Annotated in this window: 17 protein-coding genes; 13 read left to right on the plus strand and 4 right to left on the minus strand. The window is 72.9% G+C overall.

Annotation, left to right across the window (positions count from 1 at the left end; genetic code table 11):
* Nucleotides 1–92: 92 nt before the first annotated feature.
* Entirely contained in the window at nt 93–773 is a 681-nt protein-coding gene (locus tag ACWEVP_RS11280; RefSeq protein WP_452062482.1) for a M23 family metallopeptidase, read from the minus strand.
* Nucleotides 774–1902: 1129 nt separating this feature from the next.
* Between ACWEVP_RS11280 and ACWEVP_RS11285 the strand changes: the two genes are divergently transcribed.
* The 9 genes from ACWEVP_RS11285 to ACWEVP_RS11325 all read left to right on the plus strand — a co-directional run bounded on the left by ACWEVP_RS11285 (nt 1903) and on the right by ACWEVP_RS11325 (nt 12290).
* The gene (locus ACWEVP_RS11285) at nt 1903–4167 is read left to right on the plus strand and encodes a hypothetical protein (RefSeq protein WP_452062414.1); all 2265 of its coding nucleotides are present in this window, start codon (nt 1903–1905) and stop codon (nt 4165–4167) included.
* Nucleotides 4157–4480 carry a hypothetical protein gene (locus ACWEVP_RS11290; RefSeq protein ID WP_452062415.1) on the plus strand — a complete coding sequence of 108 codons (324 nt, stop codon included), beginning with the start codon at nt 4157–4159 and terminating at the stop codon, nt 4478–4480. The genes ACWEVP_RS11285 and ACWEVP_RS11290 overlap by 11 nt, the downstream gene beginning before the upstream one ends.
* A gap of 117 nt (nt 4481–4597) precedes the next feature.
* Complete coding sequence (gene sucC, locus ACWEVP_RS11295) at nt 4598–5767, plus strand: ADP-forming succinate--CoA ligase subunit beta (RefSeq protein WP_452062416.1); 1170 nt, start codon at nt 4598–4600, stop codon at nt 5765–5767.
* Between the two features lies 1 nt (nt 5768).
* Nucleotides 5769–6659, plus strand: coding sequence for a succinate--CoA ligase subunit alpha (gene sucD / locus ACWEVP_RS11300; RefSeq protein ID WP_400864167.1), 891 nt, complete (start codon nt 5769–5771; stop codon nt 6657–6659).
* A gap of 207 nt (nt 6660–6866) precedes the next feature.
* A complete protein-coding gene (locus ACWEVP_RS11305; protein WP_452062417.1) occupies nt 6867–7649 on the plus strand; it encodes a DUF5336 domain-containing protein in 783 nt (260 codons plus the stop codon).
* 143 nt (nt 7650–7792) lie between these two features.
* Nucleotides 7793–9241, plus strand: coding sequence for a cell division protein PerM (locus tag ACWEVP_RS11310; protein WP_452062418.1), 1449 nt, complete (start codon nt 7793–7795; stop codon nt 9239–9241).
* A 77-nt stretch (nt 9242–9318) separates the two neighbouring features.
* The gene (gene purN, locus ACWEVP_RS11315; RefSeq protein WP_452062419.1) at nt 9319–9936 is read left to right on the plus strand and encodes a phosphoribosylglycinamide formyltransferase; all 618 of its coding nucleotides are present in this window, start codon (nt 9319–9321) and stop codon (nt 9934–9936) included.
* Complete coding sequence (gene purH / locus ACWEVP_RS11320) at nt 9926–11497, plus strand: bifunctional phosphoribosylaminoimidazolecarboxamide formyltransferase/IMP cyclohydrolase (protein WP_452062420.1); 1572 nt, start codon at nt 9926–9928, stop codon at nt 11495–11497. Before purN ends, purH begins: the two co-directional genes overlap by 11 nt.
* 28 nt (nt 11498–11525) lie before the next feature.
* Complete coding sequence (locus ACWEVP_RS11325; RefSeq protein ID WP_452062421.1) at nt 11526–12290, plus strand: hypothetical protein; 765 nt, start codon at nt 11526–11528, stop codon at nt 12288–12290.
* On the opposite strand, the gene ACWEVP_RS11330 is transcribed toward ACWEVP_RS11325, so the two are convergent.
* Nucleotides 12287–13036 carry a hypothetical protein gene (locus ACWEVP_RS11330; protein WP_452062422.1) on the minus strand — a complete coding sequence of 250 codons (750 nt, stop codon included), beginning with the start codon at nt 13034–13036 and terminating at the stop codon, nt 12287–12289. The genes ACWEVP_RS11325 and ACWEVP_RS11330 overlap by 4 nt on opposite strands.
* A gap of 167 nt (nt 13037–13203) precedes the next feature.
* Nucleotides 13204–13674 carry a GNAT family N-acetyltransferase gene (locus ACWEVP_RS11335; RefSeq protein ID WP_452062423.1) on the minus strand — a complete coding sequence of 157 codons (471 nt, stop codon included), beginning with the start codon at nt 13672–13674 and terminating at the stop codon, nt 13204–13206.
* A 230-nt stretch (nt 13675–13904) separates the two neighbouring features.
* On the opposite strand from ACWEVP_RS11335, the gene ACWEVP_RS11340 reads away from it, so the two are divergent.
* The 4 genes from ACWEVP_RS11340 (at nt 13905) to ACWEVP_RS11355 (ending at nt 20231) form a co-directional block, all read left to right on the plus strand.
* Nucleotides 13905–14609, plus strand: a complete 705-nt coding sequence (locus ACWEVP_RS11340) for a hypothetical protein (RefSeq protein ID WP_452062424.1) — start codon at nt 13905–13907, stop codon at nt 14607–14609.
* Nucleotides 14610–14697: 88 nt separating this feature from the next.
* Nucleotides 14698–16260, plus strand: coding sequence for a DNA polymerase Y family protein (locus ACWEVP_RS11345; RefSeq protein ID WP_452062483.1), 1563 nt, complete (start codon nt 14698–14700; stop codon nt 16258–16260).
* A gap of 2 nt (nt 16261–16262) precedes the next feature.
* Nucleotides 16263–16925: a hypothetical protein gene (locus tag ACWEVP_RS11350; protein WP_452062425.1), complete on the plus strand. Its 663-nt coding sequence runs from the start codon at nt 16263–16265 to the stop codon at nt 16923–16925.
* Nucleotides 16926–20231, plus strand: coding sequence for an error-prone DNA polymerase (locus ACWEVP_RS11355; protein WP_452062426.1), 3306 nt, complete (start codon nt 16926–16928; stop codon nt 20229–20231). It begins immediately after the preceding gene.
* Here ACWEVP_RS11355 and ACWEVP_RS11360 read toward each other — a convergent pair.
* Nucleotides 20224–20952 carry a class I SAM-dependent methyltransferase gene (locus tag ACWEVP_RS11360; protein ID WP_452062427.1) on the minus strand — a complete coding sequence of 243 codons (729 nt, stop codon included), beginning with the start codon at nt 20950–20952 and terminating at the stop codon, nt 20224–20226. The genes ACWEVP_RS11355 and ACWEVP_RS11360 overlap by 8 nt on opposite strands.
* Between the last annotated feature and the right edge of the window lie 16 nt (nt 20953–20968).

Here is a 20968-nt window from a genome sequence, read left to right on the forward strand (position 1 = left end):
AGGGGCGTCGTCGGCCCTCAGCGGCGGATCACGGCTCTACAGCGGGCTTTCCGCGGTTCCTGGCGGCTCTTCGGGGGTGTGGAGCGGAACGATCAGAGCACGATGCCGCGCGCGGCGAGCCACGGGCGGGGGTCGATCTTCTTCGTGCCGTTCTGCCACACCTCGAAGTGCAGGTGCGGGCCGGTGCTCTGGCCGCGGTTGCCGATCTCGGCGATCTGCTGGCCGCACTTGACCTTCTGGCCCTCCTTGACGGAGAAGCTGTTCATGTGGCCGTAGACCTGGATCGTGCCGTCGTCGAGCTGGATCCGGACCCACAGGCCGAAGCCGCTGGCCGGGCCGGCCTCGATCACGGTGCCGTCGGAGGCGGCGTAGATCGGGGTGCCGATCGCGTTGGCGATGTCGATGCCGAGGTGGCTCGTGCCCCACCGGGCACCGAAGCCCGAAGTGAAGGTCCCGTGGGCCGGGAGGCAGGTCTTGGGGCGAGCGGCTTCTTCGGCGGCCTTGCGGGCGGCGTCGGCTTCGCGCTGCTCACGGGCCTGGGTGACGGAGGCGCTGTCGGAGATCTTCGCGGCCTCGGCGGAGGCGTCGACGACGTGGCCGGTGGGCAGGAGCTCGGGGGCGCCCCCGGAGCCCGCACCTCCCGCGGTGAGCGACGCGCTGGCGTCCTGGCTGTTGGCCAGGGGCGTCACGGCGGTGTCGGAGTCGGTGACGGTCTTGAGGGTCTGTCCCGCCGCTGCTGCGGCGAACGCACCGGCCGCCACGGCGGCGACCACGACACGGCCGCGAAGGGCCGAAGAGGGCGGGGCGATGCGGTGCGCACCCCGGACACGGACGACCGCGCCTTCGAGCGCGTCCTTCAGTGCCGGGGAAGGAGCTTGGCCGCCGGGGGAGCGGTGTGAAGCCAAGACAGGGCCTTCCATCGTCGGGGAGCCGGGTCGAGGACTGCGGGCGGGGGAACCCGGTGAGCCAACCTCGGGGGCGGTTCGCTCGGCGTCCTACTTCGTGACCTGACTGTAATGGGGACCGGGGGACAGTAACGAAGGGGCACCGCTGTAAGCAAGATCTGCCCTCGGCGGCGGCCGATCGGGTGGACGAGATCTTGCGTCCACCTGTGGAAATTACCCAAAGTTAGAGAGGGTTTACTGCTTTGGTTGTGACTTGCCTTACAGCCCTTGCGGACGGTTATGGACCTACTGAGCCCTCGGCGGCGCGGATGGGCCGGAATAAGCGTTTGCCAGGGGATGTTCAAGCATCTTCGACGCGCAGATCGAACTCGACGAGCCTCGGAGCCCTTCTCGAGGGCAGGACCCAGGGGTAGGAGCCGAGGCAAAAGTCGACCGTTCATCGACGCACGCGAACCGTTCACCGACTCACGCGCATAGGAGTCGCACCGACGCCGGGTTTGCCCGAATTTCGCCGCTTGACTCGCCCTCGGTCACCGGCCAAGCCCGTCTGCAGAGTCACGGGAGCCCGGCAACCCACCCTCGGCGCCTCCGGCTTCGGGCGGCGCAACCCGCACCTGGCGCGCGCCCAGCGTCGCATCTGCGGTCCCGGCGCTCGCGGCCTGCGCGCGCCTTCGGCGCAACCCGCACCTCCCGCTCGCCTGGCGTCGCGTCCGCGCTCGTGGCCCGCGCGCTCCTTCGGCGCGACCCGCATTTGTCGTGCGCGCAGCGTCGCGTCTGCGGTCGGGGTGCTTGCGGCCTGCGCGCACCTTCGGCGCAACCCGCACTTCCCGCTCGCCTGGCGTCGCGTTCGCGGTCGGGGCGCTCGTGGCCCGCGCACCTTCGGCGCCCCGAGGTCCCACCCCTCCAGGACCCACATCCGCCGCCGGCCCCGCCCGCTCGGCGACTCGCGCCCGGCGGGGACCTCCCTCGCCGCCCGGGCTTGCTAGCGTCGCGGGCAATGCCCCCACGCTCAGAGCCCCCGGCCGGGGACACCCCCGGCGCCCCGGCCTCCCCGCAGGACCCCGCGGCCACCCGTCCCACCGGCAAGCGGAAGCCTCCTCGCGCACAGACTTCCCGGCAGGCCCCCGCCGAAACCCCCGATCCGCCCAAGGCGCAGGCCGCCCCCGAAGTCGCCGACCCGGCAACCACCGCCCGCGCCGCAGGCAGCGAGCCACGTTCCGCGGAAAGCCGCCAGGCAGACACCGACCCGGCGGCCGCCGAAGCCCGCCCCGCGCGCACCGACCCGGCGACCGCCGCCGCTCGCCCCGCAAGCGCCGACTCGACAACCGGGGGCCGCCCCGGCCCGGCGGCCGCCGAAGCCAGCCCCGCGGGCAACGACCCGGCGACCGCCGCCGCTCGCCCCGGAGGCGCCGGCCCGGCCTCCGCCGCAGCCCGCCCGGCCGGCGCCGACTCGACAACCGCCGCCCGCCCCACCGGCACCAAACCGGCCTCCGCCGCCACCCGCTCGGCACCCGCCGCCCCATCGAGCACCCGTCCCCCAGACACCGACCCCACCTGGCTCGAAGACAACACCCCCAAACCGACCACCCCCCTCGCCCTCACCGCCCTGGGCGCCATAGCCCTCACCGCCGCGGCCATCGTCCACATCTCCCCGGCCGCCGCCCCCGGGTTCACCAGCTGGCCGTGGCTCGGCGTCCTCGCGCTCGCCCCCGTTGTCACCGCCGCCGCCCTTGCCCGCACCAGACCCGGCCTCGCCAACGGCCTGATCCTCGGCCTCGCCGCCCTCGCCCCCGGGCGGCTCGTCCTCGATCTGCAATTCGCCGTCAACGGGCCCCTCACCATCCGCCCGGAGCTCTACTTCCCCGACCGCTTCGTCGGCGGCTCGGCCGTCGGCGTCGGGTTCTGGCTCCTCGTCGCCGGACACCTGCTCACCGCAGCCGCCGGTGTCGCGGCCGCGAGGGCGAACCGGAGCTACGAAGAACCCGAACGACGCCGCTGGCGCCTGCTCGCCCCCCTGCTCGCCGTCACCGCGTCGGTCGGGCTCCTCACCGCGCCCGTCCGGTCCGACAACGGCTTCCTTCTCGCCCGCGCCGCCTTCGAAGGGCCCTGGCCCGCCCTCGGCGGCTACCTCCTCCTCGCCGCCGCCCTGCCGCTCGCCGCCGCCCTCGCGCTCGCCGCCCCCTCCGAAAGCACCGCGCGCGGCATGCTTCTCGGCCTCGCCGCCGGCGCCGGAAGCGTCGCCATTCCGCCGGTCTTGGCCGGGCTGCTCCGCACTGACCTGCACGTCACCTGGGGACCCGTCCTCGCGCTCGTCGCGACCGCCCTCGTCGCCGGTCTCGCCTTCACCCGGCTGAGCGAAAAACCGCAAGCTGACCGGGACGTCCGCATCCCCGGCGTCTTCTGGTGGCGCCTGACGACCGGGCTGCTCGGCCTTGCCACAGCCGTCGCCGCCCTGGTCGGGACCTTCGCTCCGCAGGTCGCCGTCAGTGCCCTCAACCCCGGCGCCGCCGCTCCCAGCACCGCCGCCGCCGAAAGCCCCGCTCGGTGGTTCCTGCTCACTGCCGCCCTCCTCGTCGCCGTGGCCGCCGCCCTCACGCTCGTCCCGGTGACCGCCGCGAAGGCCCGGCCCGTGCTCGGCGTCGCCTGGGCCGGGATCGTCCTGGCCGGCACCGCCGTCCTGAACACCGCGCTCACCGCCACCCAGGCCGGCAACCTCGCCGGCTTCGGCGGCGCGGACGTCGGCGCCACCCCCGTCTTCACCTACGACCTCGGCGCCGGCGCCGCCTGGACCTTCGCCGCGCTCGTGCTCGCCGCCCTCACCGCGCTCGCCGCCGTCGGGACCGGGGTCGTCGAACGCGAAGACGCCGGCGACGGCACCGCGAACGCGGGCGTGCTCACCCCGGTCGTCGCCGGGGCGGTGCTGGCCGTCGCCGGGTTCGGGCTGCCCGTCTTCAGCGTGCCCGGCTACGTCGCGCCCGGGCTCTGGTCGAACCTCGACACCCCCTCGTGGGGCCTGTGGACGACCGTCGTGGTCGTCGTCGGCGCGGCCGTGCTCGCCGTGCGGTCGCGACCGAAGCAAGCCGCCGCCCTGCTGACCGGCGCCGCCCTGCTCGCCGCGCTGCACGCCGCGGAACTGCCGCTCGTCGGCGGCGCCCTCGGCGGGGCGAGCCCGTCGACCGGCTTCTGGGTCACCCTCGCCGCCGCCGTCGCGCTGCTCGTCGCGGCCGGCATGTCCGCCGCCGGGGGCCGCCGTGGGGCGTGAGCGCCTCCGGGTGCTGCTCGTCGAGTTCGGGAAGCCCGACGCGGCCGCCGTCGCGCTCGGCCGCGTCCTGCGCGACGAAGGCATGGAGGTCGTCCACGCCGGGCCGCTGGACACCGTCGAGCAGATCGTCGCCACCACCGAGCAGGAGGACCCGGACGCCGTCGGCGTGCTCGGCGACGGCCCGCCGCCCGGGCTCGCCGAAGCGTTGAACGGCGTTCGCGTCTTCCCCGGCGAAGACCCCGAAAAGGCGGTGGAACTGTTGCGCGGTGGGCGGTCTCACACCGCGGACGCACCGTCTGACCGCGCACGGTGACCGACTTCACCAGGTGCGGAGTCCCCTGCGTCTGCGCAGGTCGCTAACCTCGACTGGTCCGACAGCGCGGTCCGGCAACGGACCACCACAGTGGCGTGTCGTCAGGAGACTGGAGTAGTGGACCTCTACGAGTACCAGGCGAGGGATCTCTTCGCCGCCCACGGAGTACCGGTTCTGCCGGGCTCGGTGGCTAGCACCCCCGAAGAAGCCAAGACCGCCGCGGAGCAGATCGGCAACCAGGTCGTCGTCAAGGCGCAGGTGAAGGTCGGCGGCCGCGGGAAGGCGGGCGGCGTCAAGCTGGCCCAGACGCCCGACGAGGCGAAGGAGAAGGCGGAAGCCATCCTCGGCCTCGACATCAAGGGCCACATCACGCGTCGCGTGCTCGTGGCCGAAGCTTCGGACATCGCGTCCGAGTACTACTTCTCCTTCCTGCTGGACCGCGCGAACCGCACGTTCCTGGCGATGGCGTCCTCCGAGGGCGGCATGGAGATCGAGCAGCTCGCGGTCGAGCGCCCCGACGCGCTCGCGAAGATCCCGGTCGACGCGATCGCCGGGGTCGACAAGGCGAAGGCGCTCGAGATCCTGAAGGCCGGCAACTTCCCGGCCGAGATCATCGACGAGGCCGCCGACGTCGTCGTGAAGCTCTGGGAGACCTTCGTCTCCGAGGACGCCACCCTCGTCGAGGTCAACCCGCTGGTCCGCGACCCGCAGGACAAGATCATCGCCCTCGACGGCAAGGTCACCCTCGACGAGAACGCGGACTTCCGCCAGCCGGGCCACGAGGCCCTGGTGGACAAGGACGCGGAGAACCCGCTCGAGGCGAAGGCCAAGGCCAAGAACCTCAACTACGTCAAGCTCGACGGCCAGGTCGGCATCATCGGCAACGGCGCGGGCCTGGTCATGTCCACTTTGGACGTCGTGGCGTACGCGGGCGAGAAGCACGGTGGCGTGAAGCCGGCGAACTTCCTCGACATCGGCGGCGGCGCGTCGGCCGAGGTCATGGCGGCCGGGCTGGACGTCATCCTCAACGACACCGACGTGAAGAGCGTCTTCGTCAACGTCTTCGGCGGCATCACCGCCTGCGACGCGGTGGCGAACGGCATCGTCGAGGCCCTGAAGATCCTGGGCGACGAGGCCACCAAGCCGCTGGTCGTCCGCCTGGACGGCAACAACGTCGTGGAGGGTCGCAAGATCCTGGCGGACGCGAACCACCCGCTGGTCACCGTGGTGGACACAATGGACAACGCGGCCGACAAGGCTGCCGAGCTCGCCGCGGCAGGTGCGTGAGATGTCGATCTTCATCAACGAGAACAGCAAGGTCATCGTCCAGGGGCTCACCGGCTCCGAGGGCACGAAGCACGCGACCAAGATGCTGAAGTCCGGCACGAACATCGTGGGCGGCGTCAACGCCCGCAAGGCCGGCCAGACCGTCACCATCGAGGGCAAGGACCTCAAGGTCTTCGGCACCGTCGAAGAGGCGATCAAGGAGACCGGCGCCGACGTGTCGGTCATCTTCGTGCCGCCGAAGTTCGCCAAGGACGCGGTCCTCGAGGCGATCGACGCCGAGATCCCGCTGGCCGTCGTCATCACCGAGGGCATCCCGGTGCACGACTCGGCCTACTTCTGGGCGCACGCCGTCGCGAAGGGCAACAAGACCCGGATCATCGGCCCGAACTGCCCCGGCGTGATCAGCCCGGGCAAGTCGAACGCCGGCATCATCCCGGCCGACATCACCGAGGCCGGCGCCATCGGCCTCGTGTCGAAGTCGGGCACGCTGACCTACCAGATGATGTACGAGCTGCGCGACATCGGCTTCTCCACCGCCGTCGGCATCGGCGGTGACCCCATCATCGGGACCACCCACATCGACGCCCTCGCGGCGTTCGAGCAGGACCCCGAGACCAAGGTCATCGTCATGATCGGCGAGATCGGCGGCGACGCCGAAGAGCGCGCCGCGGCGTACATCAAGGAAAACGTGACGAAGCCGGTCGTCGGCTACGTCGCGGGCTTCACCGCGCCCGAGGGCAAGACCATGGGCCACGCGGGCGCCATCGTGTCGGGCTCCTCCGGCACGGCCGCCGCGAAGAAGGAGGCCCTCGAGGCCGCCGGCGTCAAGGTCGGCAAGACCCCGAGCGAGACCGCCGTCCTCGCGCGTGAGCTGTACAACAACCTCGGCTGAGTCCGAGAAGTAACTCCTGGTGAGGCCGGGTACCCACACGGGTGCCCGGCCTCACTCGGTTCGGGGACGAAACCTCCCGAGGTATTCACGCGTCTGATGGGTCGGCGGCTCCGGAGTGCGCTAGCGTTCTGCGCACGCAAGCCGCCTCGTCTTCCCCGGGTGTCCTGGTACCCCGGAGTGCCGGTCGAACCGACAGGAGTGCATCCGATGACCTTCCCCAGCGGCGGGCCTGGCTACCCCCAGCAGGGTGGCGGCCAGCAGCCCCCCGGACCGCCGTCCAGTGGCTTCCCGGCGCAGCAGCAGCCGCCCCACTCGCACCAGGCGCCGTCGGGGGGTGTCGCGAACCTGACGCACAACCTGCCGCTGATGCTCGCGCTCGGCGTCGCGGTCTTCGGCATCGTCCAGTACTTCCTCGGCTTCTCCGACTCCGGCGACGTCGGCCTCGGCGGCGTGTTCCTGCTGGCCGGCGGCCTGCTCGCCGCGATGCACGCGCTGCCGAAGGGCCCGAAGACGCTCCCGTTCGCGGCGCTGCTGAGCGTCCTCGGCGCGCTCTACGTCCTGGACTCGCTGATCGGGATGCAGACCTCGCCCGGCATCGTCACCGTCATCCTGATCCTGGGCATCCTGCAGATGGCCGCCGCGGTCGCCGCGCTGCTGATCGACCAGGACGTGCTCAAGCCGCCGACGCCGAAGCCCGCCGCCGCGCCCTACAGCGGCCAGTTCGGCCAGCCCGGCCAGCAGCAGTACGGCCAGCAGGGTCAGCAGCCCCAGCAGGGGCAGCAGTTCGGCCAGCCGGGCCACGGGCCGGTCACCCCGGGCGGGGACGCCCCGTTCGGGCAGGGCCAGTACGGCTCGCCGAACCCGCCGTCGACCACGCCCCCGCCGGGGCAGCAGGCCACGACGTACGCCCCGCAGCAGGGCTCGTTCTTCCAGCAGCCGCCGTCGGACAACCCGGGCACGCCGCCCGGAGGGTTCGGCAAGTCGAACTGACGCGGTCCCGGAACACCCGCTGTGACACAGAGTGTCACGGCGGGTGTTTTGCACTCCGGGGGTTACTCGACCGGGTGGGTTAACTTCCCCACTCCCGCCGGCGGCGGCGTGGCTCACCCGGTCGGACCAGCCCGGATGTCAGGGTGCGGATCATGGATCTGCTCACCGACTCCCGCGAAGAGCCGGTGGGCGACCTCGGACCCGACGTCGAACTCTCCCGGGCGGCGCGGGTGCGGGTGTTGCTCGCCGCCGCCCTCGGCCCGCTGGTCACCGGCTACGCCGCCGTCGCGACCGTGCTGACGCTGGTCACCCTCACCGCCGAACGCACCGTCTTCTCCGGCACCGGCGTGCTGCTGGCCGCCGGCCCCGGCTGGCTGGCCGCGCACCAGGTGCGGCTCGACCTCGGCGGTCACCCGATCGGCGTGCTGCCGCTGCTGCCGACGCTGGGCGCGCTCGCGCTGGCGGCGCGGACGGCGTCCGGCGCCACCACGCGCCTCGGCTGCCGCTCGCCCCGCGAAGCGCTGCCGGTGTTCGCCACGATCGCCGCCGCGCACGGCCTGTTCGGGCTGGTCATCGCGCTCTGCGCGCAGGGCTCGCCGGTGACGGCCAACCCGCTGGTCGCGTTCGCCGTGCCCGGCTCGCTGGCCGCGGCGGCCGCGGGCACGGGCATCGTCTGGAGCTGCGGGCTGCCGGACGTCGTCGCCGAGCGCCTCGACCCGCTCGCCCTGCGCGGGGTCCGGGCCGGCGCGCTCGGGCTCGCGGTGCTGGTGACCTGCGGTGGCGCCGTGTTCACGGTCGCGACCGCGCTGTCCTGGCGGACGGTCGCCGACATGTACGAACCCGCGTTCGGCAGCAGCTTCGGCATGTTCCTGCTGTCGGTCCTCTACCTGCCCAACGCCGTGGCGGCGACGCTGTCGTTCGTCACCGGGCCGGGGTTCTCGATCGGCGGCCTGTCCGTGGGGATGTTCGGCTACGGCGGTGGCGCCGTGCCCGGCGTCCCGCTGCTCGGCGGCCTGCCCGAGCACCACGCGTCATGGTGGCCCGCGCTGCTGGTGCTGCCCGCGGCGACCGGTGCGCTGGTCGGCTGGTCGCTGCGCAAGGTGGACGCCGATCCGGCGCAGCGCATCCGCACGGTCGCGGTGGCGGGCGCGGTGGTCGCGCTCGGCTGCGTCCTGCTGGGCACCCTGTCCGGCGGACGGCTCGGCGACGGCCCGTTCGACCCGGTCAGCGTGCCCGTCGGCGTCGCGTCGGTCGTCGCGTTCTGCTGGATCGTCATCCCGGGCTCGTTCGTCGCGTTCTTCACCGGCGAGCACGAGCCGCCGGCGCCGCCGGAGGCCCTCGAGGACAACGAAGCCTTCGAGGACGCCGACGAGGTCGACGCCGAAGAAGCGGCTGAAGCCGTCGAGGAACTCGAAGCGTCCGAAGAGGACGAAGAGGACGCAGAGGAGCCCGAAGAGCCCGGCGAGGACGCGGAGTTCGAAGCCGAGGCCGAGGCCGAACTCGGCCTCGGGGACGAGCCGGCCGAGGACGAAGCTGTGACCGGAGGCACCGAGACCTGCGGCGACGTCGAGCCGGACGAGACCGACCGTTAGGGTTGACGTGACCTGGTGAAGCGCCGTGCGCCCGGCTGCGCACCGCCCGCGGCAAGGAGCCCGCTCTGTCTCAACGGTTGGAGCTGCCCACCCCGGTGAAGCTCGTCGTGCTCGCGTCGGGCTCCGGCACCCTCCTGCAGGCGGTGCTGGACGCCACCGCGCGGTCCGGCTTCCCGGCCAAGGTCGCCGCCGTCGGCGCCGACCGCACCGGCATCGAGGCGCTGACCCGCGCCGAACGCGTGAGCATCCCGTCGTTCACGGTCCGCGTCGCCGACCACCCCGACCGCGCCGCCTGGGACAAGGCGCTGACCGAAGCCGTCGCGGCCTACGAGCCCGACCTGGTGGTCTCCGCGGGGTTCATGAAGATCCTCGGCGAGCAGTTCCTGAGCCGCTTCACGGTGGTCAACACGCACCCGGCGCTGCTCCCGTCGTTCCCCGGGATGCACGCGGTGCGCGACGCCCTCGAAGCCGGCGTCAAGGTCACCGGCTCGACCGTGCACTTCGCGGACGCCGGGGTCGACACCGGGCCGATCATCGCCCAGGAGGCGGTCGTCGTGGAGCACGACGACACCGAAGACGTCCTGCACGAACGGATCAAGGCCGTCGAGCGCAGGCTGCTGGTGGAAACGATCGAGCGACTCGGCCGCGGTGGCTGCACCGTGGACGGACGAAAGGTGACATTTCGTGAGCACTGACCTGGGACGGCGCCCGGTCCGCCGGGCGCTGATCGGCGTCTCGGACAAGGCGGGCCTGCTGGACCTCGCGACCGGCCTGCACGCGGCCGGCGTCGAGATCGTCTCCACGGGCGGCACGGCGAAGGTCATCGCCGACGCCGGTGTCCCGGTCACGCCGGTCGAAGACGTCACCGGCTTCCCCGAGTCGCTCGACGGCCGCGTCAAGACGCTGCACCCGCGCGTGCACGCCGGGCTGCTCGCCGACCAGGGCAACCCCGACCACGTCGAGCAGCTGCGCACGCTGGAGATCGCGGCGTTCGACCTGCTGGTCGTGAACCTGTACCCGTTCGAGCAGACCGTCGCCTCCGGTGCGAGCCCCGAGGACTGCGTCGAGAACATCGACATCGGCGGCCCGGCCATGGTCCGCGCGGCGGCGAAGAACCACGGCAGCGTCGCGGTCGTCGTCGACCCGGCCCGCTACGGCTGGGTGCTCGAGCGCGTCGCCGACGGCGGCTTCGACCTGAACGACCGCAAGCGCCTCGCGGCTCAGGCGTACGCGCACACGGCGTCGTACGACATCGCGGTCGCCTCGTGGTTCTCGAACGTGTACGCCCCCGATGAGGACGCTGTCGACTCCGGCTTCCCCGAGTTCTCCGGCGTCAGCTGGGAGCGCGGCGAGGTGCTGCGCTACGGCGAGAACCCGCATCAGAAGGCCGCGCTGTACAAGGGACACCGGGCCGGCCTGGCGCACGCCGAGCAGCTGCACGGCAAGGCCATGTCCTACAACAACTACGTCGACACCGACGCCGCCCGCCGCGCCGCGTTCGACTTCGCCGAGCCCGCCGTCGCGATCATCAAGCACGCCAACCCGTGCGGCATCGCGGTCGGCACGGACATCGCCGAGGCCCACCGCAAGGCGCACGCGTGCGACCCGGTCTCGGCCTACGGCGGCGTCATCGCGACGAACCGGCCGGTCAGCCGCGAGGCCGCCGAGCAGATCGCCGAGGTCTTCACCGAGGTCGTGCTGGCGCCGGACTTCGACGCCGAAGCGCTGGAGATCCTGCAGCGCAAGAAGAACATCCGGCTGCTGAAGCTGCCGGTGATCGAGCGCCCGGCCCCGATCGAGTTCCGCCAGATCTCCGGCGGCGTGCTCGTGCAGACCGTCGACGCGATCGACGCCCCGGGCGACGACCCGGCCAGCTGGACGCTGGCCACCGGCACCGCGGCGGACGAGCAGACCCTGCGCGACCTCGAGTTCGCGTGGCGCTCGCTGCGCGCGGTCAAGTCGAACGCGATCCTGCTCGCCGCGGACGGCGCGACCGTCGGCGTCGGCATGGGCCAGGTCAACCGCGTCGACTCGTCGCGGCTGGCGGTCTCGCGCGCGGGCGACCGGGCGAAGGGCTCGGTCGGCGCGTCGGACGCGTTCTTCCCGTTCCCGGACGGCCTGGAGGTGCTGATCGACGCGGGTGTCCGCGCGGTCGTGCAGCCCGGCGGCTCGGTCCGCGACCCCGAGGTGATCGCGGCCGCGGAGAAGGCGGGCGTCACGATGTACCTGACGGGAACGCGGCACTTCGCGCACTGATCCCGCGCGCTTCGAGAGGGAGGGCTCGATGCAGCAACCACCACCACCGCCGTACGGGCAGGGGCAGCCGGGCTACGGGCAGCAGGGGCCGCCGGGGTATCCCCAGCAGCCCGGCTACCCGCCGCCCGGGTACCCGCAGCAGGGCTATCCCGGGTACGGCCCCGGCTACGGCGCGCCGATGCCGCCGCCGAAGAAGAAGCGGACGGGGCTGATCCTCGGGATCGTCGGCGTGGTGGTGGTGCTGCTCGGCGTGGGCATCCCGGGCGCGATCTTCGCGAGCGACTACTTCAAGAGCACCGGCGCGGCTCCGTCGTCGTCGCCGGTGCCCGCCGAGTGCCAGGTCCCGGCGCAGACGCTGGAGAAGGCGGGCTTCCCGAGCTTCGCGGTGGGCGGCCCGGGCACCGCGAACCTGCCCGACCTGAAGCAGGTCAACTGCAGCTGGAAGCCCGGCCCCGACGAGAACGTCCGCGACGCGACGCTGAGCGTCCGGCTCACGGCGTACTCGGGGGAGGGCGCGCGTGAGTCGGCGAACCAGCTGTACCAGCCGATCGCGCCGGCGGTCCCGCCGACGGAGGTCAAGGGCCTCGGCGACAAGGCCACGCTGGTCCGGCTGGTGACGCAGAGCGCGTTCAGCGGGTCGGAGCTGCACATCCTGAAGGGCACGACGGTCGTCATCGTCGAGGTGTCCGGCTGGGACAAGGGCTTCTTCTCGAACTCGCCGATGCCGCAGCAGGAGACCGACGACGCGGTGAAGGCGGTCGGCGCGGAGGTCGTCAAGAAGCTCGGGCGCTAGGCGGGCGCCGGCAGCGTCTTGCAGAGCGCGACCGGGAACTTCGGCTCCGCCGCGCGGATGTCGGCGCAGCCTGGCGTCTTGACCTGCGCGAACGACGTCCAGCCCGTGCCGCCCCAGCGGAAGACCGCGCGGGCGGGCGGGTCGGTCTGGCGCAGCAGGAGGTCGAGGACCAGCCAGTCCGGGTCACAGGCGCGGGTGGTGCCCGCGCTCTCGGCACCCGTCGCGGACACCGCGGCGCCGATCCACGCCGGGTCGCAGTGGTCGGCGGGCGCGGCGCAGGTGCCCTGGGGCGCGCAGTGGCCCCAGCCGGCGCCGAGCTTGTGCCAGGCGTTGCCGTTGTCGCCGTTGAGGATCACCGTGCGGTCCGCGACCGGCGCCGACGTGGTCAGCCGCAGCTCCGCGGGCACCTTGTCCTGGCAGCCGCCCGCCGCGGGCCGCGTCGAGTAGACGACATCGGCGCGGACGTCGGTCTTGGTCTCCACGACCTGCTCGATGCGCGGCTCGCGGACGCAGCCGGGGTCCTTGCCGGGCAACGCGACCTGCACGAACAGGCTCACGTCGTCCTGGCCGGGGCGGATCCCGGTGACGTCGGCGCGGAACGAGCGCCACTCCGCGCCCATCGTCGTCGGCCCGGGCGCCGCGGCCTTGGCGCCGGGTACCCCGCCACCCGCGGTCAGCACGACGGCCGCCACCGCACCCGCCGCGACCAGCGCTCCGGCGACCCACAGAACCGGCCGTTTGGTCATCGCCCACCCCCCAGAAGTCCACCGGCAATCTAGCCGACGCCGCAGCGTCAGGCGGGCGGACCGGGTCGTTGCCGATCCGACCCGGAGCAGGCCGCCCGCCCCGGGACACGGAACCGTTGCCACGAAACCATTCGGCCGTGACCGAGGTCGGTTCGGCGACGACGGGCTCAGTAGCGCTGTGTGACGTCCTTCTCGAGGTACACGGCGCCGCTGATGTGCCCGCCTGCGTCGGGCGCGTCGGTGAGCCGGTAGCCGGCGCGCTGGTAGAGCGTGATGTTGCGGGTGCTGCGGGCCCCGGTGAACAGGGCGAACCGGCGCGCCTCGGCGGGCGCGTGCGCTTCGGCGTGCTCGAGCAGCCGGCGGCCGAGCCCCCGCCCGGCGAGGTCCGGCGCGACCATCAGCCGGCCCAGCTCCCAGCGGTCGCCTTCGAGCCGGGCCCGCACCGCGCCGACCAGCCGGTGGTCCTGGCGCAGCACCCACACCGACCAGGTCTTCGTCCAGTCGCGGACGTCTTCGAGGGTTTCGTGCAGCGCGGGGATGTCGAGGGTGTCGTTGAGGACGGCCTCCTGGACCCAGCAGCAGCGTTGCAGGACGAGCAGTTCCGGGCAGTCTTCGGGCCGGGCTTCGGTGAGCTCCACGGGAGTGTGTCTAGCGAGCGGGGTTCGCCGCGGGCAACTGCTTTGTTCGCCGGACCGAGACGCCACCTGTGGGTGACTTGACACCTCGGGGCGTTCGCGGTTGACTTGTTCACGTCGAACAAGTGTTCGACATAGATCCGCCGCCTTCCCCGCGGCGAACCAGTGCCGTCGGTCGTGTTTTTGGGAGAGGCCCGACCGCCGGCCTAGTCCGTGGTGGGGAGGTGCGTGCGGTGACCGCTGTGGTGGAGCCGCCGGTGGCCCGGCTGGCGGCCTTGCCCGGGGTCAGCACGGCGAGCGGGGTCGCGGCCCAGGCCGAGCGCGCGCGGGTGACGGGAAGGGTGCTCCCGGTCGCCCCGGCGCTGGCCGGGCTGCTGCCCGCTGCCGGGCTCCGGCGCGGGAGCACGGTCGCGGTCCACGGGGGGACGTCCCTGCTGCTCGCGCTGCTCGCCGAAGCCACCGCCGCCGGGTCGTGGGGGGCCGTGGTCGGCATGCCGTCGCTGGGGCTGGCGGCGGCGGCCGAGTACGGCGTCGACCTCGGCCGGGTGGCGCTGGTCCCACGGCCGGGGGCCGAGCTCCCGGCCGTGGTCGCGGCGCTGCTCGACGGGGTCGACCTGGTGGCGGTCCACGCGGAGACGGTCCAGGCGGCCGTGGCGCGGCGGTTGTCCGCCAGGGCGAGGCACCGAGGGGCGGTGCTGCTGGCGTTCGGCGCGTGGCCGGGGGCCGACGTCGAGCTGTCGTGCCGGTTCTCGGCGTGGGCGGGGCTGGAGGACGGTTACGGGCACCTGCGCGAGCGGGAAGTGACGGTGCGGGTTCGCGGCCGGGGGGCCGCGGCTCGTCCCGTGACGGCGTCGCTGGCGTTGCCCGGTCCTGGCGGGTCGCTCGCTCCTGCCGTCGCTCCGGTCGCCGTTCCCCTCCACGACGAGGCGACGGCATGACGACCGCCGGTCCACTGTGGACTCGCGTGCCGGGGGAGGCCGCGTGACCGTCCCCTCGCCACGGCGGTCCGCCGAGCTCGCCACGCGAATGCTCGTCCTCTGGTGCCCGGACTGGCCCGTCGTCGCCGCCGCGGCCGTCGGCGGGGTGCCCGTCACCTCGCCCGCCGCCGTCTTCAGCGCCAACCGGGTCGTCGCGAGCAACGCCGGCGCCCGGCGCAACGGCGTCCGGCGGGGGATGCGGCGGCGGGAAGCCCAGTCGAACTGCCCGGAGCTGGCCGTCTTCGCCGCCGACGACGGCAGGGACGCCCGGCTCTTCGAACCCGTCGCGCGGGCGGTCGAAGGCCTCGTCGTCGGAGTCGAAGTCGTGCGGCCCGGGCTCGTCGCCGTCCCCGTCGACGGCGCCGCCGGGTACTTCGGCGGCGAGCACGCCCTCGTCGAACGGCTCGTCGACGAGGTGTCCGCCGCGGCGGGCGTCGAATGCCAGGTCGGCGTCGCCGAAGGGCTCTTCGCCGCGACGCTCGCCGCCCGGTGCGGGGAGTTCGTCGAACCCGGGCGCGTCGCCGAGTTCCTCGCCCCGCTGCCCGTGACCGAGCTCGACCAGCCCGGTGCCGACCGCGCGGACCTCGTCGACCTGTTGCGGCGCCTCGGGTTGCGCACCCTCGGCGCGTTCGCGGAACTGCCGGAACGCGACGTCGTCAACCGGTTCGGCGCGGCCGGCGTGCTGGCCCACCGGCTGGCGCGGGGCCGGTCCGAACGCCCGCCACTGCGGCGGAGCCCGCCACCCGAGCTGACGCTGACCGAGGAGTTCGACCCGGTCGTCGAGCGGGTCGACGTCGCCGCGTTCCTCGCCAAGGGCCTCGCGGCGCGGTTCTGCGCCGCGCTCGCCGGCCACGGCCTCGCCTGCACCCGGCTCGGCATCTACGCGGTCACCGAAGAGGGCGAACACCTCGGCCGCGCGTGGCGGTGCGCGGAACCGCTGACGCCCACCGGCGTCGCCGACCGCGTGCGCTGGCAGTTCGAAGGCTGGCTGCGCGCGGCGCCGGGGCAGCGCCCGACGTCCGGCGTGGTGCGGCTGCGGCTCGAACCCGAAGAGGTCGTCGAGGGGCGGTCGCTGCAGCTCGACCTGTGGCGCAGCGGCGGTTCCGAGGAGGAGGACGAGCGAGCGGCGCGGGCGTTCGTGCGCGTCCAGGGCCTGCTCGGGCCGGAGGGCGTGGTGACGCCGCTGCTCGACGGCGGCCGCGACCCGGCGGGCCGCGTCCGGCTGGTGCCGTGGGGCGATCCGCGCGAGCGGGCGACGCCACCGGACGCGACGTGGCCCGGACGGCTGCCGGCCCCGTCCCCGGCGACGGTCCTCGACCGCCCGGTGCCGGCCCAGGTGGTCGACGCCGAGGGCGGCCCGGTCGGCATCTCGGCCCGCGACCAGCTGACGGCGGTCCCGCACGGGCTGAGCATCACCGGCGGCCCGCCGCGGGAGGTCGTGGGGTGGGCGGGGCCGTGGCCCCTGGCAGGCGACCGCCGAAGACCGGGCCCGCGGCGGGCGCGGCTGCAGCTGCTGCTCGCGGGCGAGCGGGACGACCCGCCCGAGGCGGTGCTGCTGCACGGCACGGGCACGGAAAATCCACTGTGGACGGTCGAGGGAGTGTACGACTGAGCATGGACGAGGACTACGCACGCAAGCTCCGGGCCTGGTTGAAGGCGGAGCCGGAGGCAACCCCACGCGGCACGGAGGAAGAGCGCGAGTGGCTGCGCGAGGTACCGGCCCCGCAGGAGGACCCGGACAGGTGGACGGTCCGCGGCCGGCTGCCGCGGGAGCCGGCCGAGGAACTCGAGGAACTCGAGGAAGAGTGGGTGTGCCCGGTCATCGCGCTCCCGGTTCCACGAGCCTCGGAGGAGAACGGCTGCAGGATGAGCGCCCCCGACGAGCGGCGCTCCAGGAACCGGCGCCTGCCCGGCGATCGGGTCGGGGCGAGTGAGGCCGATGAGCGGCTGCGAGACCGGCGCTTGTCCGGCGACCGGCTCGGCACGAGCGGGGCCGATGAGCGGCCGCAAAACCCGCGCCTGCCCGGCGATCGGCTCGGGGCGGGCGAGGCCGATGAGCGGCCGCAAAACCCGCGCCTGCCCGGCGACCGGTTCGGCGCGAGCGAAACCGCCGAGCCGAGCCCGCAACTCCGCCGTCTCCCCGGCGACCCCACCACCGACCGGCCCGGCATGAGCGAAGCCGAAGCCCGCAGCCGCTGGAACCACCCCAGCAACTGGCACCGCCGCCGCCGGGCCGCCGGGCGCCACCCCGACTCCGACCAGCCCGGGAGTCGCTGAATGGGCTGGAACAACCCACCCGTCCCCTGGAAGGACCTCGCTCGCACCCTCGCCGGCGGGGTCCCTCCCGGTGACCACGGCGACAGCCCCGCCTGGGGCCGCCGCCGGGAGGCCTACCGGCGACCGCAAAACCTCCCCACCCGGCGCAACGACGACGGCGGCGAGACCGTCCGCGTCCCCTACGCCGAACTGCACTGCCACTCCAACTTCAGCTTCCTCGACGGCGCCAGCCATCCCGAAGAGCTCGTCGAAGAAGCCGCGCGCCTCGAACTCGATGCCATCGCCCTCACCGACCACGACGGCATGTACGGCGTCGTGCGCTTCGCCGAGGCCGCGCGGGAACTCGGCGTCAACACCGTCTTCGGCACCGAGCTCAGCTTCGGCCTCACCGATCCCCAGAACGGCGTCGCCGACCCCGAAGGCGAACACCTCCTTCTCCTCGCCCGCGGGGACCAGGGCTACCGGGCCCTCTGCCGGGCCATCACCGCCGGCCAGATCCACGAAAAAGCCGAAAAGGGCCGGCCCGTCTACGACCTCGGCGCCGTGGCCGAAGAGGTCGCCGGGCAGTGCGTCGTGCTCACCGGCTGTCGCAAGGGGGCCGTGCGCTCCGCCCTCCTCACGCACGGCCCGAACGCCGCCGCCGAACAACTCGAAATACTCGTCGACCGCTTCGGCCGGGACAACGTCTACGTCGAGCTCACCGACCACCGCCAGCCGCTCGACAGCACGCACAACGACGTCCTCACGAAGCTCGCCGAAGAACTGCGCCTCCCCACCGTCGCCACCACGGCCGCGCACTACGCCCGCCCGGAACGCGCCCCGCTCGCCGACGCCCTCGCCGCGATCCGCGCCCGCCGCGGCATCGACGAGCTGGAGGGCTGGCTCCCCGCGGCCGGGACGGCGTTCCTGCGCAGCGGCGCCGAAATGGACGTCCTGTTCCGGCGCTACCCCGGCGCCGTCCGCCGCTCGGCCCTGCTCGGCATGGAATGCGCCTTCCCGCTCAAGCTGATCGCCCCCAAGCTGCCGCCTTTCGACGTGCCAAAAGGCGAAACCGAAGCGACGTACCTCAGAGAACTCACCCGGAAAGGCGCGGAGGAACGCTTCAAAGGCAAGCCCCACGAGGAGAAAGCGCAAGACCAGATCGAGCACGAACTCGCGATCATCGAACAACTCGGCTTCCCCGGGTACTTCCTGATCGTCTGGGACATCGTCCGGTTCTGCAACGACCACAACATCCTCTGCCAGGGCCGGGGCTCGGCCGCGAACTCCGCCGTCTGCTACGCGCTCGGCATCACCAAGGTCGACTCGGTGGCCAACGAGCTGCTCTTCGAGCGCTTCCTCGCCCCGGACCGCGACGGCTACCCCGACATCGACCTCGACATCGAGTCCGACCGCCGCGAGGAGGCCATCCAATACGTCTTCGAGAAGCACGGCCGGCTCAGAACCGCGCAGGTCGCGAACGTCATCACCTACCGCGCCCGGTCCGCGGTCCGCGACGCGGCCCGCGCTCTCGGCTACTCGCCCGGTCAGCAGGACGCCTGGAGCAAGCAGATCGACCGCTGGGGTTCCCTGCGCAGCACCGAAAAGGACCATGACCACGACATCCCGGACGAGGTCGTGCAGCTCGCGTTCGCCCTCGAGGACTTCCCGCGCCACCTCGGCATCCACTCCGGCGGCATGGTCATGTGCCACGAGCCGGTGAGCCAGGTCGTGCCGGTCGAGTGGGCGCGGATGGAGAACCGCAGCGTCATCCAGTGGGAGAAGGAAGACTGCGCGGCCGCCGGGCTCGTCAAGTTCGACCTGCTCGGCCTCGGCATGCTCTCGGCGCTGCACTACATGCTCGACCTCGTCGAGGAGCACAAGGGCGAAAAGGTCGACCTAGCCGAGCTCGACCTCACCGACCAGAAGGTCTACGACATGCTCTGCCGCGCCGACGCGATCGGCGTGTTCCAGGTGGAAAGCCGCGCGCAGCTGGCGACCCTGCCGCGCCTGCAACCCCGGGAGTTCTACGACCTGGCCGTCGAAGTGGCGCTGATCCGGCCGGGTCCGATCCAGGGCGGCTCGGTGCACCCGTACATCCGCCGCAAGCAGGGCCGCGAGAAGTGGAGCTACGACCACCCCCTGCTGGAAAAGGCGCTGCACAAGACCAAGGGCGTGCCGCTGTTCCAGGAACAGATGATGCAGATCGCGCTGGACGTCGCGAACTTCACCGCGGCGGAGGCCGACCAGCTACGGCACGCGATGGGGTCGAAGCGGTCGGACCGGAAGATGGAACGCCTGCGGCAGCGGTTCCTCGAAGGCGCGGCCGCGAACGGCGTCGAAGACGAGCTGGCGCAGAAGATCTTCCTGAAGCTCAAGGCGTTCGCCAACTTCGGCTTCCCGGAGAGCCACGCGCTGAGCTTCGCGCACCTCGTGTTCTCCAGCGCCTACTTCAAGCTCTACCACCCCGACGCGTTCCTGGCGGGCCTGCTGCGCGCCCAGCCGATGGGCTTCTACTCGCCGCAGTCGCTGGTCGCCGACGCGCGGCGCCACGGCGTCACCGTGCACGGCCCCGACATCAACCGCAGCCTCCCGCACGCCACCCTGGAGGCCGGCACCGGGCAGTTCCACGACGTGCGCACCGGGCTGAGCACCGTCCGGATGATCGGCGAGGACGTCGCGATGCGGATCGTGGCCGAGCGGCTCACGAACGGCGACTACACCGACCTGGCCGACGTCGCCCGCCGCGTGCGGCTGACGACCCCGCAGATCGAGGCCCTCGCCACGGCCGGCGTGTTCGCCGGGTTCGGTGGTGACCGGCGGCAGGCGCTGTGGACCGCGGGCGCCGTCGCCGGGGAACGCCCGGAGAAGCTGCCGGGCCTGGTCGGCGCGCAAGCCCCGACGCTGCCGGGGATGGACGGCCTCGACCTCGCGGCGGCGGACGTCTGGGCGACCGGGGTGTCGCCGGACAGCTACCCGACCGAGTTCATCCGCGACCGCCTCGACGCGCTCGGCGTCGTCCCGGCGAGCGGCCTGGCCGACCTCGACGACGGCGCGCGCGTGCTGATCGGCGGCGCCGTCACCCACCGCCAGCGCCCGGCGACCGCGGGCGGGGTCACCTTCCTCAACATCGAGGACGAGACGGGGATGGTCAACGTGATCTGCACGCTCGGGCTGTGGCAGCGCTACCACCGCGTGGCGCGCGCCAGCCCGGCGTTGCTGATCCGCGGGGTGGTGGAGAAGGCCGACGGCGTCGTGAGCGTGCTGGCCGACCGCGTCGAGGCGCTGCCGATGCGGATCAAGGCGAAGTCGCGGGACTTCAGGTGAGGGGCCGCCGCGCGATCGTGATGATTTCCGGGCTCGCGTCGGTCACCGGTGTGCGGTCCCAGTCGCCGTACTGCTCGTCGACGACCAGCCCGGCTTCCTCGAGGAAACTGTTCAGTGAACCGACGTCGAGGAAGCGCAACGTGCTTTCGCTGTACTGCGGCGCGTCCCACTCAGGGCTCTCGTAGGTCGTCGTGAAGCTGACGTACCCGTTCTCGAACGGCTCGGCGTCGTTCCACGACCGCACTTCGCCGGCTTCCCAGACGTTCGCGGGCGTCCAGCGCTCCCAGCCGCGGGCGGCCGGGTTGCGTGTCTCGAAGCCGAACCGGCCGCCCGGCTTCAGCGCGCGGTGGATCGCCGTCAACGCCGTGCGCAGCTCGTCGTCGGTGAGCAGGACCTGGAACGCGTGCCCGGTCATCACGGCGATGTCGAACTCGCCGTCCCAGGAAACCCCGGACAGATCGCCGTGCACCCACTCGATGTCGTCCCGGCGCCGGGCCTGGATGAGCATGCCCTCGGCGGGGTCGAGCCCGACGAGCCGGCCTTCGTGGCCGGACTCGCGCGCCCAGTGCAGCAGGGAGCCCGTGCCGCAGCCGACGTCCAGCACCGAGTCCGCCGCCATGATCATCGGCAGGTAGAACTCGAAGTCGCCGCTGCTCTCCCGCGGGTTCAGCGCGTCGTAGAGCGAAGCGAGGTACGGGTCGACGTAGTCGTGGTCGGGCACGGCGCCACCGTAGTGA

The organism is Amycolatopsis sp. NPDC003865, assembly GCF_053605345.1.

Excerpts from the sequence above, each read along its gene's own strand:
- ACWEVP_RS11285 (WP_452062414.1), top strand. The coding sequence starts at position 1,903 with ATGCCCCCACGCTCAGAGCCCCCGGCCGGGGACACCCCCGGCGCCCCG.
- sucD (WP_400864167.1), top strand. The coding sequence starts at position 5,769 with ATGTCGATCTTCATCAACGAGAACAGCAAGGTCATCGTCCAGGGGCTC.
- ACWEVP_RS11305 (WP_452062417.1), top strand. The coding sequence starts at position 6,867 with ATGACCTTCCCCAGCGGCGGGCCTGGCTACCCCCAGCAGGGTGGCGGC.
- ACWEVP_RS11325 (WP_452062421.1), top strand. The coding sequence starts at position 11,526 with ATGCAGCAACCACCACCACCGCCGTACGGGCAGGGGCAGCCGGGCTAC.
- ACWEVP_RS11330 (WP_452062422.1), bottom strand. The coding sequence starts at position 13,036 with ATGACCAAACGGCCGGTTCTGTGGGTCGCCGGAGCGCTGGTCGCGGCG.
- ACWEVP_RS11345 (WP_452062483.1), top strand. The coding sequence starts at position 14,698 with ATGCTCGTCCTCTGGTGCCCGGACTGGCCCGTCGTCGCCGCCGCGGCC.
- ACWEVP_RS11350 (WP_452062425.1), top strand. The coding sequence starts at position 16,263 with ATGGACGAGGACTACGCACGCAAGCTCCGGGCCTGGTTGAAGGCGGAG.
- ACWEVP_RS11355 (WP_452062426.1), top strand. The coding sequence starts at position 16,926 with ATGGGCTGGAACAACCCACCCGTCCCCTGGAAGGACCTCGCTCGCACC.